Origin of the sequence: Vibrio pectenicida (assembly GCA_024347015.1) — a bacterium.
In the GTDB taxonomy this organism is placed as follows: Bacteria; Pseudomonadota; Gammaproteobacteria; order Enterobacterales; family Vibrionaceae; genus Vibrio; species Vibrio pectenicida.
Genome location: AP024889.1, coordinates 541,788 through 555,798, shown reverse-complemented (window position 1 = coordinate 555,798; position 14,011 = coordinate 541,788). Strand labels below are relative to the sequence as shown.

Annotated in this window: 12 protein-coding genes; 4 read left to right on the top strand and 8 right to left on the bottom strand. The window is 40.4% G+C overall.

Annotated features, from left to right (window positions below; translation table 11 throughout):
• The first annotated feature begins 59 nt into the window (after positions 1–59).
• A complete protein-coding gene (locus OCV27_RS02610; RefSeq protein ID WP_125323421.1) occupies positions 60–1,094 on the top strand; it encodes an NADP(H)-dependent aldo-keto reductase in 1,035 nt (344 codons plus the stop codon).
• A gap of 80 nt (positions 1,095–1,174) precedes the next feature.
• Here OCV27_RS02610 and OCV27_RS02605 read toward each other — a convergent pair whose 3' ends face one another.
• From OCV27_RS02605 to rpsO, 6 genes are all read right to left on the bottom strand, one after another.
• Positions 1,175–1,426 (bottom strand): DUF1127 domain-containing protein, encoded by a 252-nt coding sequence (locus tag OCV27_RS02605; protein ID WP_125323422.1) that lies wholly within the window; start codon positions 1,424–1,426, stop codon positions 1,175–1,177.
• A gap of 493 nt (positions 1,427–1,919) precedes the next feature.
• Complete coding sequence (gene vpsR / locus OCV27_RS02600; RefSeq protein WP_125320209.1) at positions 1,920–3,254, bottom strand: cyclic-di-GMP-binding transcriptional regulator VpsR; 1,335 nt, start codon at positions 3,252–3,254, stop codon at positions 1,920–1,922.
• 393 nt (positions 3,255–3,647) lie between these two features.
• Positions 3,648–4,985, bottom strand: a complete 1,338-nt coding sequence (locus OCV27_RS02595; protein ID WP_125320210.1) for an MATE family efflux transporter — start codon at positions 4,983–4,985, stop codon at positions 3,648–3,650.
• 199 nt (positions 4,986–5,184) lie between these two features.
• On the bottom strand, positions 5,185–6,105 hold the full coding sequence (nlpI, locus tag OCV27_RS02590; RefSeq protein WP_125320211.1) for a lipoprotein NlpI: 921 nt from the start codon (positions 6,103–6,105) through the stop codon (positions 5,185–5,187).
• Positions 6,106–6,207: 102 nt separating this feature from the next.
• Positions 6,208–8,343, bottom strand: a complete 2,136-nt coding sequence (pnp, locus tag OCV27_RS02585; protein ID WP_125320212.1) for a polyribonucleotide nucleotidyltransferase — start codon at positions 8,341–8,343, stop codon at positions 6,208–6,210.
• Positions 8,344–8,661: 318 nt separating this feature from the next.
• Positions 8,662–8,931, bottom strand: a complete 270-nt coding sequence (gene rpsO, locus OCV27_RS02580) for a 30S ribosomal protein S15 (protein ID WP_125320213.1) — start codon at positions 8,929–8,931, stop codon at positions 8,662–8,664.
• A 270-nt stretch (positions 8,932–9,201) separates the two neighbouring features.
• Between rpsO and mtnN the strand changes: the two genes are divergently transcribed.
• The 3 genes from mtnN to btuF are packed head-to-tail and all read left to right on the top strand — an operon-like array spanning position 9,202 to position 11,700.
• A complete protein-coding gene (mtnN, locus tag OCV27_RS02575) occupies positions 9,202–9,900 on the top strand; it encodes a 5'-methylthioadenosine/S-adenosylhomocysteine nucleosidase (RefSeq protein ID WP_125320214.1) in 699 nt (232 codons plus the stop codon).
• A 24-nt stretch (positions 9,901–9,924) separates the two neighbouring features.
• The gene (locus tag OCV27_RS02570; RefSeq protein ID WP_125320215.1) at positions 9,925–10,878 is read left to right on the top strand and encodes a cobalamin biosynthesis family protein; all 954 of its coding nucleotides are present in this window, start codon (positions 9,925–9,927) and stop codon (positions 10,876–10,878) included.
• A complete protein-coding gene (gene btuF / locus OCV27_RS02565; protein WP_125320216.1) occupies positions 10,879–11,700 on the top strand; it encodes a vitamin B12 ABC transporter substrate-binding protein BtuF in 822 nt (273 codons plus the stop codon).
• A 74-nt stretch (positions 11,701–11,774) separates the two neighbouring features.
• Here btuF and thrC read toward each other — a convergent pair whose 3' ends face one another.
• Positions 11,775–13,058, bottom strand: coding sequence for a threonine synthase (gene thrC / locus OCV27_RS02560; RefSeq protein WP_125320217.1), 1,284 nt, complete (start codon positions 13,056–13,058; stop codon positions 11,775–11,777).
• A complete protein-coding gene (gene thrB, locus OCV27_RS02555) occupies positions 13,055–14,011 on the bottom strand; it encodes a homoserine kinase (protein ID WP_125320253.1) in 957 nt (318 codons plus the stop codon). Before thrB ends, thrC begins: the two co-directional genes overlap by 4 nt.

Sequence of the window (14,011 nt, the reverse complement as noted above, 5' to 3'; positions counted from 1 at the left end):
TAATCTTGCGTTGCTATACCCTATATTGGTAGGAAAAGCTAATAGAGTAAGGAAGTTCAATGCAATACAACAAGTTACCTCATTCCACTCTTGAAATAAGCCAAATATGCCTCGGCACTATGACGTATGGTGAGCAAAACTCCGAACGAGATGCGTTTGAACAACTAGATTATGCTCTTGAACGCGGAGTAAACTTTATTGATACAGCAGAAATGTATCCTGTTCCTCCCAAAGCAGATACTCAAGGTTTAACTGAAACATATATTGGCAACTGGTTGAAAAAATCCGGAAAAAGAGAAAAAGTGGTGCTAGCCACTAAAGTATCAGGCCCAAGAAACATACCTTATATTCGAGATAATATGAGTCTTGATAGACGTAATATTCATCAAGCAATAGACGGTAGTTTAAAGCGATTACAAACGGATCATATCGACCTCTACCAACTCCATTGGCCTCAACGTCGGACAAATTGCTTTGGTCAACTAAACTATCCATACCCTGACCAACAGGAAGAAGTGACTCTGATCGAAACCCTCGAAAGTCTAGCTGGTCTTATTCAAGCAGGAAAAATACGCTATTTAGGAGTATCTAATGAGACACCATGGGGTGTTATGACATTACTTCGTTTAGCCGAAAAGCACGAACTACCACGTATTGTTTCAATTCAAAATCCTTACAATCTGCTTAATCGGAGTTTTGAGATTGGTTTGTCTGAAATAAGCCATTATGAAGGGGTTCAACTATTAGCTTATTCACCTCTTGCTTTTGGATGTTTGAGTGGTAAATACCTGAATAATGTTCGCCCTAACGGAGCTAGATGTTCTTTATTTGAACGCTTCGTACGTTATTTTACACCTCAAGGAATTCAAGCAACTGAAGCTTACGTAAAATTGGCAAAAGAGCATGACTTAGAACCTGCCCAAATGGCACTAGCCTTTGTTAATCAAAGACCTTTTGTTTCTTCAAACATTATAGGTGCAACAAACTTACAGCAGTTAAAATCTAACATTGATAGTTTAGATATTGAGCTCAGTGAAGAGTTACTGCTTGGGTTACAAGAAATTGGTACTACCTACTCAAATCCATGCCCTTAAAATTAAGGACGCCAGCCAGATTATACTGACTGGCAGACACATTTAAGGCCACCTAAAAAAAGACTTAGCTGGCCAGACTGTTACGTCGATATTCGCAAACTTAGGACTCGCCGAAGATGGCGAATACGGCGTTCAGTTTTTACATTGTCAGGAACAGTATCTGCGATAAAACGACCATCTGCTTCTAAACCGATATCATGCATAAGGTGAGAATTGTTCACTGGAGCATGGAAAGCAGCACGGCGAACACGACGCTTCCATTTCCTATTTTCAAGGCGTAGATCAGCTTTAACTAAAAAGGTGGCAAGTTTTAAATAAACAGATTGACTCATGATAATTCTCCAATCAATATGGCCGAGAAAAATCAACGAATAAGTCGAAAGTAGGATCTCTTTTAATTCGCTGCTTTTCCGCAGCCAATTAAAATAAATGGTTACGGACTAATTACATTACTTTTGCCGCTCTAAAATCACAGGTACAAGTTACAGTTCTGTATCCCGCGAAAATAGAAGCACGAAAATTAGAGGCATCGATAAATGATGTAATGTTGATATGTTTCATTTCCGCCTCCTAGTAAATAATTAATCCAAATAAATGTAGGGATGTGAGTATAAACTCACAACACAATTTTATGCATATTGACTAATATTTCAATGCATTTTTATCAGTAAGATATAATAAAGCATTTCCCACTCTTATAATTGACACTAGTTTATAAAAATATAATATTTAACTAAAGTTAGGCAAATTTATAGAGTTATTAACCATTTATATAATCAGACTAGGATAAAGGTGCGCCACACAAAAAAGTGTGACCACACCTATTTAGGTTACTATATCAGTAATTAAATTATGTTTATTGAGTAACCGGTACATGGTTGCACGAGAGACCCCAAGCTCTTTAGCTGCCATCGCAACTTGTCCGCAATGTGATTCCAAAACAACTAGTAATGCATCACGTTCACTGCTTTCACGAATGCTCTTTAAACTCCTCTTGCCTTCACTTCGTTTAGGTAAATCCAAATGCTGCTCATCTAACATCACAGTATCAGACATCAATACAATACGCTTAATTTGGTTCATTAATTCACGAACATTTCCAGGCCAATGATAGCGAGTTAACTCACGTGTAGCCTCCTCAGTGAAACTTCTCGCTTGAGCATTATATTCCTTTGAATATTCTTGAAGAAAGTGACGAGCTAAGATGGCAATATCTCCTACACGTTCTTTCAAGCTTGGGACGTTAATTCGTAGAACGTTGATATAGTGATAAAGCTCATCGTTAAAATTACCATCCATTAACGCCTTTTCAATATCACCAGAATTGGCAGTGAGAATACGAACATCTATTTCCCGTCTACCTTCTTCAGTATCTATTGTACCTTCCTGTAAAAAACGTAATAAATTAAGTTGCTGAGAATGAGGTAACGTCAAAATATCATTGAGTAAAATCGTACCACCATCTGCTTTCTCTAAAATTGATGGTTCTGATGGATCATCGCGGTTGATACCAAATAAATCACTTTCTAAACGTCTCTCTGACATCGCTCGACAATTAACTGAAATAAATTCTTTCTGCGAGCGTGATGATGTGTTATGCACAGCTCGAGCCACGGTCTCTTTGCCCGTGCCACTCTCTCCATAAATCAAAATACTAACATCTGTTGGACCAATACGCTTAATTTGATCTCCCAAGCGTTTGATTGGTATCGAGTTACCAATCAAACCAATATTGTTATTACTACCATAATTGGGCCATACTTTTTTCTCCAGCTTTAACATACCAAGCTGGTGTCCAATAGTACTCAGCAATTGAGCATCTGGGATTGGCGCGGTGAAAAAATCAATACAAAAGTTGACTATAAACTGACAGATGGTGTCAGAACTTAGCTGTGACTCTCGTATAAATGCTAACCAACGAACTTGTTTATGGTTACTGACCAAATTAGCAATACCATTAAGACTAAACTCATCATGACTCAAATCAACAATACCAATACAGGGTCCGGTCTCATTAAATAATGAGTCTGCTTTACGCAAATCTGCACATTGAGTACAACGCCAACCGACCTGCTCTAGTACTGACAACCATGGTTCATTCGTACCACCGACAACGATAAGTGAACCAGGAATAGAGTCCATTCGGAACTGACTAGCCATGCAATATATCCCTTTCGTTTTTTTTAGATTCTAATGCTGTGTCTTGGAAACACACTAACGCAAACGTTACATTATAGGGACTCACCCCGATAATCTGTCTCAATACTAAGACTAGTGAGTGAATTATATAAATTACAAAAAACTTCCACCTTACATTTAACACAATCATCAATATGGTAACGCAAAATGCGATGTTGCTTCAAATAAAAAATGACCATAAGTAACTGAATGATATAAGGTTTAATCGCCAACATCTTCAAGGTTTAAATTGAAATATACAAACTAGAATTAAAAAACCAATCAAAATGAATATAAATTCATAAAATATAGATAAATTCTCTTTGGGGTTACTGAAATTAAAGCGCTAATATCTCTGAAAAACAACTAAAAACCTTAGACAAAAACCTGCTGTGGCTTTTCAATTTGATATCGACGAACATCTTTAATTAACATAAAAATGACAACAATACTTAAGACTACATTCGACATTGGATAAGCAATCCATATTCCTATAACCCCCATCAGCTTGGGCATTAGATATAGAAAAGGCAACTGAATCAATATATTACCAACTATCACAAACATAGCTTTCCCACCTTTATTTATCGCCTGATAATAAGCCGCAGCTACAACAAGAAAACCATCAAGCGCAAGTGCAATAAGGTGTATTCGTATACCTAAAATAGTATTTTTAATCAGTTGTTCGTCAGAGTCATTAAACACAGAAACAAACTCTTTGGGAAATAGATTCAATAAGCACACAAATACAAGCCCTATTAATACTGCGCTTACTGTTGCCATTTTGAGTAATTTTCTAACGTTATACTGATGGCAAGCGCCATGATTGAAGCTCACTAATGGCTGCATACCGTTTGCAGTACCTTCAGCAATGAGATAATACACTGTTACAATATACCCAAGAATTGCATAAGCACCGATTATCATTTGGTCACCATAATGAGCAAATAAACCATTATGAACAGCAACCATAATTGCACCGTAGGCATACATAAAAAAACTCGCAATTCCGGTATTAATAATCTTAGGTACTAGAAATAACTTAATTTTGAGGTCGGATACACATAAGCTCAATGTTGCCTTTTGGGAGAAAAAATAACCAGCTCCCAAGACAGTCACTACCATTTGAGCTCCACCTGTTGCAATAGCAGCGCCAGTCAACTCCCACCCAAGGAAGACGATAAATACGTAGTCAAATACTATGTTGAGTATTGCACCTAAGACCATTAAATAGGTAGCGAGCTTGGGGCTATGATCATTGCGCAATAGAAATGGCATCGAGATTGAACCCAAGGAAAAAATACAAGCTCCAATAAGAACGTTAAGATATTGCTGTCCCAATTCAAATACTCTTCCCTGAGCACCTTGCCAACGTAAAAGATCGTCAGAAAAAAAGTATAATACCCCTGACACTATCGGTACTGATATTATCAATAACAAGAGTCCAGTTGCCAGAACCTGCTTCGCTCCAATACTATCTTTCTGCCCCTGATGAATTGAAATCAACGCTCCAGTACCAACACCAATCATCATGCCTACAGCTAAAATAGAGCCAATGATTGGCCACGCGATATTAATGCCAGCCAATCCATCTGCACCTACGTAGCGTCCTATAAAAATACCATCCACAACTTGATAAAGCCCATTAACTAACATTGCTACAACAGTAGGGATGGTATATTTCAAAAATTGGCGATAGATTGAGGTTTGCATACTAATAACCATTTTTAGATAGGGATGGTGACTTTAAAATTGATGCTATTTCGTTTTCAGCGCTTTATTTAATAAACATTTTTCAAGATTCAAAATCTGGCAGTTGACCAAGCCAAGATTATTGATTTATTCGTTTTTTTATCACAATAAAAAACCGCAGCTTGGGTTTAGCTACGGTTCTATCTTTCAAATCTCTAGGCTAAAGAACAGCTTGTTTTTTAGTTGATTCTGCTAATTCTTTCTTCTGCACCTGATCGTAAATTCCCTGAAGCTCAAGAAATGCATAGCGATGCTCCACATAATCAAATACATTAAATGAGATAGCTAATTTATAGAAAGAAACCGCTTTAGCCAAATCCCGATCTGTCCCCATTGCTTGATAACGCTTCCCTAGATAAAAGTAAGCTTCCGTCAAACGCTGGGCTCGAACAGTTCTATCTTTGCTGGTACGATATATTGCTGTAAATGCATCTTTTTCAGATACTTCACCTAGCATGAGTGCTACAAGAAACCATCCCCACTGTCTATCACCATTCTTATAACGCCCCTCAAGTTCTTGTTTAGCAGTATCAGGAGAGACCTTAGACTTCACTATATATAACCACAAAGCTCTAAAAGGATCACTTGGCTCTTGATCGTAGTGCTTCTGCATATCTTCGAGGGCTAGTTCAAATCTATCGCCGTAATATAAAGCAATGGCTCTGTTTCGCGCAGCATAAGCATTTTCAGGAGCAAGCTCTAATGCTGAATCAAACGCATCGTAAGCGGCATCAAAATTTCTATTTTCGGTGAAATAAACACCTAACAAGTTAAAGAGATCCGCTTGAGCTGGGAAAATCGCTAAGGATTGTTCGTAATCTAACCTAGCTAGATTACGTAGTCCTACGCTATCGTAATAACTCCCTCTTTCAAAGTACATTTTTGCTCGGGTTTCATTAGGTAAGTCATCTCTTTGAAGTAACTGACTTAACCTGGCAATCTGCACTTCTTGTTGTAACGTCGGTTGCAGTGCTTCCACCATAGGTGGAAATACCCACTCTGGTTGACTATCAATCAAAGTTGAACAGCCCACATTACCTAATAAAGCAATGCTTAGTGCGGCAGCTTGAAACCATTTCACAAATAAATACTCCTGTCGCTAAAACCCTATTTCAACATTGTACATATTAAAAAAGGGAGCTTAATGCTCCCTTTATAACATGCTTTTAGCTAGATAAGCCAATTACTCAGCATCAACAGGTGGTTGCTCTGTCATAGCTTCTTCAGCCGGTTTTTCAACTGCTTCTTTCATACTCAGGCGCACACGACCTTGACGGTCAATCTCAAGTACTTTAACTTGAACTTCTTGGCCTTCAGCAAGGTAATCTGACACTTTCTCAACACGCTTCTCTGCGATTTGAGAAATATGTACTAGACCATCTTTACCAGGAAGAATAGTGACAAATGCACCAAAGTCTGCAAGACGAGCCACTTTACCTAAGTAGATACGTCCGACTTCAACCTCTGCTGTGATTTCTTCAATACGGCGGATTGCTTCTTTAGCAGCCTCACCTTCCGTCGCAGCAATTTTGATAGTACCGTCGTCTTCGATTTCGATAGTTGTACCAGTCTCTTCAGTTAGAGCGCGGATAACTGCACCACCTTTACCGATAACGTCTTTGATCTTCTCTGAACTGATCTTCATGGTGTGGATACGCGGAGCAAACTCAGAGATATCTTCACGAGCACCAGAAATCGCTTCATCCATTACAGAAAGGATGTGCTTACGTGCACCTTGAGCTTGGTTAAGCGCAATTTGCATGATCTCTTTAGTGATACCTTCGATCTTGATATCCATTTGTAGTGCAGTGATACCAGTGTTAGTACCTGCTACTTTAAAGTCCATATCACCTAAATGATCTTCATCACCAAGGATGTCAGAAAGAACAACGAAATCATCGCCTTCTTTAACAAGACCCATTGCGATACCCGCAACAGAAGACTTAATTGGTACACCAGCATCCATAAGTGCTAGAGACGTACCACATACTGATGCCATTGAAGATGAACCGTTAGATTCAGTGATTTCCGATACAACACGCACTGTGTATGGGAACTCATCAACAGAAGGCATTACTGCTGCGATACCGCGCTTAGCAAGTTTACCATGGCCGATTTCACGACGCTTAGGAGAGCCTACAAAACCAGTTTCACCAACACAGTATGGAGGGAAGTTATAGTGTAATAGGAAGTGATCTTTACGTTCACCCGTTAATTCATCAATGATTTGAGCATCGCGCTGCGTACCTAAAGTCGCAGTTACGATTGCCTGAGTTTCACCACGAGTAAATAATGATGAACCGTGTGTACGTGGAAGAACGCCAGTACGTACATCTAATGCACGAACCATGTCTTTCTCACGACCATCGATACGAGGGTTACCCGCGATGATGCTACGACGTACAACTTTCTTCTCTAGATCGTGGAAGATAGTGTGAATTTCTTTGGTGTTTGCTTCCGGATTTTCAGCAAGTAGTACATCGTTTACTTCTGCAGCAATCGCGTGGATGCGGTCGTAACGAGCCATTTTCTCGGTGATTTGGTAAGCTTCAATAAGCTTAGCTTCCGCAAGTTCAGCAATCTTAGAGTTTAGTACTGTATTCTCTTCAGGAGCAACCCAATCCCAAGCTGGAGTTGCTACTTCTGCTGCAAACTCGTTGATCGCATTAATAACAACTTGTTGCTGGTCATGACCAAATACAACAGCAGAAAGCATCTCTTCTTCTGTTAGGTTATCTGCTTCAGATTCAACCATAAGAACAGCGCCTTCAGTACCTGCAACCACAAGATCAAGCTTAGAAGCAGCTAGCTCAGTATTGCTTGGGTTCAGTACTAGTTTACCATCGATATGACCAACACGTGCTGCACCGATAGGACCGTTAAATGGGATACCAGAAATAGCAAGAGCGGCAGATGTACCGATCATTGTGACCATGTCTGGTTGAACATCAGGATTAACAGAAACTACAGTAGCAATTACCTGAACCTCATTTTTAAACGTACCTGGGAAAAGTGGACGAATAGGACGGTCGATTAAGCGAGCCGTTAGAGTTTCACCCTCTGAAGGACGGCCTTCACGTTTGAAGAAACCACCCGGGATTTTACCAGCAGCGTATGTGCGCTCTTGGTAATTTACTGTTAGCGGAAAGAAGTCTTGACCTTCAACCGCTTCTTTTTTACCAACGACAGAGACAAATACTGCTGTATCATCCATCGTTACCATCACTGCTGCAGTAGCTTGACGAGCAATGACGCCAGTTTCTAGAGTAACGGTATGATTACCGTATTGAAACGTTTTAACAACTGGTTTTTCAAACATTGTTATTCCTTGCTTCTGAGTAATTAAAAAAGTTCTCAGAGTGTGTTAAATGACACTCAAGGCACTACAAATCGCGACTAGTAAAAATGCACTGCACCAGTATGAAATAACTTCAAGGACAATGTCATTTATAATAGCCGCGACCTTTTGGTCGACGAGGTTGACTGTAATGCTATGAGCTATACTTTAGCGCACTCAAATAACAATATGAGCACGCGCGTGCGTAGTATAACGAGATAAATTTGATTTGGCTAAATTTAGCCAACAAAAAAGGGGCAAAAAGCCCCTTTTCAACAAACTGTTCTATGCAATCGCTTATTAGCGACGTAGGCCTAGACGCTTGATTAGGTCATGGTAACGATCTAGATCTTTACCTTTTAGGTAATCTAGAAGTTTACGACGACTAGAAACCATACGTAACAAACCACGGCGACTGTGATGATCACCTTTGTGTGCTTTGAAGTGACCTTGTAGGTGGTTGATAGAAGCTGTAAGTAAAGCTACTTGAACTTCTGGTGAACCTGTGTCGCCTTCACCACGTGCGTAGTCAGCAACGATCGATGCTTTAGTTTCTGCATTCAGAGACATATTCTCTCCTAACATAAGAGTAAATTAAACATTGCGCCAGCCAATCTCTGATTCAGCCGACACGAGAAGCGCGAATTATATGGGATAGCGAATGCTTAAGCAATAGGAATTTTATAAGCTCATTAATACACCTGCTGCCCCCATATAAATAAATCCAAACCCTAGCTTTATTACGACTGTTCCCCCTTTCTGACATATCATTCCTATCTTGGGCATTTCTGTTACACTTAGCTCATTACAACCTACCTTCCCGAAATAACAGGAATCCTTATGAAAATTGGCATCATAGGTGCAATGGAGCAAGAAGTTACTCTTCTAAAGCAAGCAATCACAGACATAAAACAAGCATCTAAAGCCGGCTGTACTTTCTACTCGGGACAGCTCTATGGAGTTGACGTTATTCTCCTCCAATCAGGCATTGGTAAAGTCGCCGCCGCCGTAGGCACCACTATTCTCTTAGATGAATATCAACCTGATGTAGTTATCAACACTGGCTCTGCGGGAGGGTTTGATTCAACCTTGAATTTAGGCGATGTGGTTATTTCTACTGAAGTTCGTCACCATGATGCTGATGTAACCGCCTTCGGTTACGAGATTGGACAGATGGCTGGCCAGCCCGCATCATTTATTGCTGATTCAAAGTTAATGAATACAGCAGAAAAAGCTTTGTCTCAAATGGAAGGCAAACATGCAGTACGCGGTCTGATTTGTACAGGAGATGCATTTGTCTGCTCAAATGAACGTCAAACATTTATCCGCCAGCACTTCCCATCTGTGGTAGCAGTCGAAATGGAAGCGTCAGCAATCGCTCAAGTTTGCCACCAATTCAAGGTACCTTTCGTAGTCGTAAGAGCGATTTCCGATGTAGCAGATAAAGAATCGCCAATGAGTTTTGAAGAGTTCCTGCCTTTAGCGGCTCAAAGCTCTTCTGAAATGGTGTCAAATATGATCAAGTTACTCAAATCTTAATCATCATATTGGTTGCTGATAGTCGTGGAAACTATCTTTAATCAGTTGTATTCAAATGGTGCCCTGCTGGTGTTGTGGGGCGCTTTGTTGTGTCATCTGATACTGCCATTTCCACGTGAGGCGCACCCTGCCATTCTGTGGCATAAATTTGCAGAACAGTTAGCAGACAAAGTTAATACCAACACCAATTACTCTCAAAGCATAATTTCTGGCATCTTAGCAATGCTGCTAATGACCATACCCATGCTTGCTATTCTCCTAGCATTAAAACCTCTCGTTTGGCAGGTGCAATTATTTGATCTCGCTCTACTGCTGCTTGCCATTGATTGGCGCAACACCGATAAATTTACTAGCCACTTTGTTTTAGCAATAGCAAGAGAAGATAAAGAGCATGCAAAAATGCTTCTTAAGCCTATTGTTAATCGTTCAACCCACTCATTGTCGTTACTTGGATTAGGTAAAGCTGGAACCGAAACCCTTATCATGTCCTATGGCCGAAATGTGGTAGCAGTATTATTCTGGTATGCCTTAGCGGGTGGAGTTGGTGCTTTTCTCTATCGTATGACAGTTGAGCTTGCCAGAGCATGGTCTCCTTCCCGAAAGCGATTTTCACCTTTTGGTATTCCTGTCATACGATTAGTCGCGATACTAGACTACATTCCACTGCGTCTATTCGCTCTAATAATTGCAATGGGGGGGAGGACACGTGAAGTCTTTGCACTCCTAAAATTACAAGCAAGTACTTGGCCATTGCCAGGACCTGCGTGGTTGATTATATCAGTAGGTGCAAAGCAACAGCTTTCTCTTGGTGGCCCTGCTATATACGATGGAAGAAAAGCGGTTCGGAGTAAACTCGGAGGAAGAATCGCCCCTTCAGCCATTCATATTGCTCAGGTACAACGTTTACTTGCATGGAGAATGTTTGCCTGGATAATGCTGCAAAGTGCCATCATGGGACTTATCTATCAGGGAATTTAAATGCTTTTTCAGCGGCTTATTTTACTCTTAATTCTACTACCTACCTACCTAATCGCAGCGCCTGCAGAGCGAGTTATAAGTCTAGCCCCTCATATCACCGAACTGGCCTATGCCGCTGGTCTGGGCGATAAACTTATTGCTGTTAGTGAATACAGTGATTATCCACCACAAGCGAAATCACTTGAGAAAGTATCGAATCATCAGGGGATAAAGATTGAACGTATCATTGCCCTACAACCTGATCTTGTTATTGCTTGGCCAGGAGGAAACCCAGTTAAAGAACTAGATAAACTCAAAGCATTTAACATCAATCTGTACTCTGTAAATACCAAATCACTAGAAGACATTGCTATGCATATTGAAGCGTTAAGTCAGTATGCACAAGACCCCACTATTGGCCAAAAAGCTGCAAAAAACTTCAGAGAACAACTGATAAAACTCAGACAAGATTATAAAGTCGATTTTCCGGTAAGTTACTTTTATCAGCTCAGCGATCAACCATTGATGACGGTGGCAAAAAATCATTGGCCAAGTGAAGTATTTTCATTTTGCGGTGGGGTTAATGTGTTTAAAAATAGCCCAGTTCCTTATCCTCAGGTTGGAAAAGAACAGGTCATTTTGAAAAATCCCGATGTTATTTTCTCATCACAACATTCTTCAGCTATTTCTTTATGGTCAGGTTGGAAACAACAAATGACAGCCAGCCAAAAAAATTACATTTGGCCTCTTAACTCTGACTGGCTAAACAGACCGACTCCGAGAACAATCAATGCTCTAAAAGAAGTGTGTACATACTTTGAAACGGTAAGAAAACAAAGCTAACATCTCTCGAACTAGAGCCTATGGATTCACATATGTAAAAAGATCACCAAAGTGATCTTTTTACATTATTACTTTTACCCTTGTACTCGATAAAGCACTTCTTTTAGTAACTCAAAATCATTGGCTAAATCTTCTGAAAGCAGATCCATTGCAGCGTGCTTGGCGAGCGGCCCCGGAAGGTCAATATTAGAATCGAGGATATCATCAACAACTTCCTTAAATTTAGCAGGGTGGGCAGTACATAAAAACAACCCCGTTTCACCCTCTTTCAGTTGTTCATCTAATACCCGATAAGCTATCGCTCCATGAGGTTCACATAAATAACCCTTATCAAAAAGCACTTGTACAGACTGAGCACTCTGCTCATCAGTAACAGCACCTTTACCAAGCGTTTCTAACCCCCACTCTTTAATACGGCATAGCTCTTCAATACGCGGCCAGTTATTTGGCTGACTTACATCCATTGCATTTGAAGTTGTTGCTATTGTAGGTTTAGGCTCCCAATTACCCGAATCCAAGTAACGCGGTACTGTATCATTAACATTGGTCGCTGCAATAAAGCGCTTGATAGGAAGCCCCAGCGCTTTTGCTAAAAGCCCGGCAGTCAAGTTACCAAAATTACCACTTGGCACTGAAATAACTAAGTTATTACGCTGCTCTTTACTCATTTGCGCTGCAGCTTCAAAGTAATAACAAACCTGCGCCATTAAGCGACTGATATTAATTGAATTGGCTGAGTTCAGCCCTATATCATCTCGCAGTTTTGAATCATCGAACGCTTGTTTAACAAGAGCCTGACAGGCATCAAAATCACCATCAATTGCGACTGTGTGGATATTGTTACCTAAGGTACAAAATAGCTTCTCTTGTAATGGGCTAATTTTTCCCTTTGGATATAGAATGACGACATTAATGTCCTCCATACCATAGAAAGCATGAGCAACAGCAGCACCAGTATCACCTGACGTAGCGGTTAAAATTGTAATTTTTCCAACATCAGAAACCACTGCTAATGACTGAGCCATAAAACGGCCACCAAAGTCTTTAAATGCAAGTGTAGGACCGTGGAATAATTCTAATGCATAGATGTTATCTGTTACTGGCTTAATCGGTGCTGGAAACTGAAAAGCTGCGTCGACTATCGCATTAACTGCTTCTTCTGATAATTCATCACCAATCAAAGTTGAAAGGATTTTTGTGCTACGAGAAATAAAGTCTTCGGCTAATAACGCATCAATATCCTCAAAATTTGGCAACTCTGACGGAAAGAATAAACCTTGGTTACGGCCTAACCCTTGACGTACAGCTTGAGCAAAAGACACTTGTTGATCATTTTCTTTTATGTTGTAAAGCTTCATAGCTCACTTCCTGTTACTTTGGATCCCTGCTTGTCTAACTGACAAATATGGACGAATCCTGCTTGATTTTGTATGTAGTTCTGTTCTAGCCAACGAGCAATTTGCTCAGCGACGTCTTTCTCTTTACATATACTAAATAGTGTTGGCCCACTACCTGAAATCCCCGTGGTTAATGCGCCAGCTGTCTCTGCATACTTTCGAGCATCGGAAAATCTCGGCAATAGCTTTTCTCGGTACGGCTCAGCTATCACATCTTTGATCATTTGAGCTGCTAATTCTGGCTGGTTAGAATGACAAGCATGAATAAAACCAGCTAAATGTCGCCCATGCGCAATAATATCCTGGCGACGATATTGAGAAGGGAGGATCTCTCGAGCCTCTGCTGTGGATACTTTTATTCCCGGATAGGCCATAACCCAAAACCAGTCATCAAAACAAGGGACTTCCTGACTAATAATATCTAGTTCTTCTAATATTAACTGCACGCCACCGAGGAAGCATGGAGCAACATTATCATAGTGAACACCGCCAGAGATCTGCCCTTCCATTTCACCCATAAGTGCAAGAAGCTGCGTTTGCTCAAGTGGATTACCGTGAAATTGATTTAACGCATCTAAGGCAGCGACTATCGAACACGCGCTGGAGCCTAAACCAGATCCAATAGGCATATTTTTCTCAAGGGTCATCTCTAAAGACAGTAAGTCGATACCTTCTTTATCCAATTCTCTTGCAAACACTCGCCAACAATCATAAACAATATTTTCTTTAGGGTTTTGTGGCAACTTAGAAACAAAATTTCCAGCTGTTTTTAAGCGAAAAGGTTCATTACCTGCCTTTACCATCACTCGATCACCTAGCAATGACCCATCAACTGGAGACACGGCAGCACCAAGGACATCAAAACCCACACTGACATTACCTATCGACGCTGGTGCGTAGACCACGACATCCAT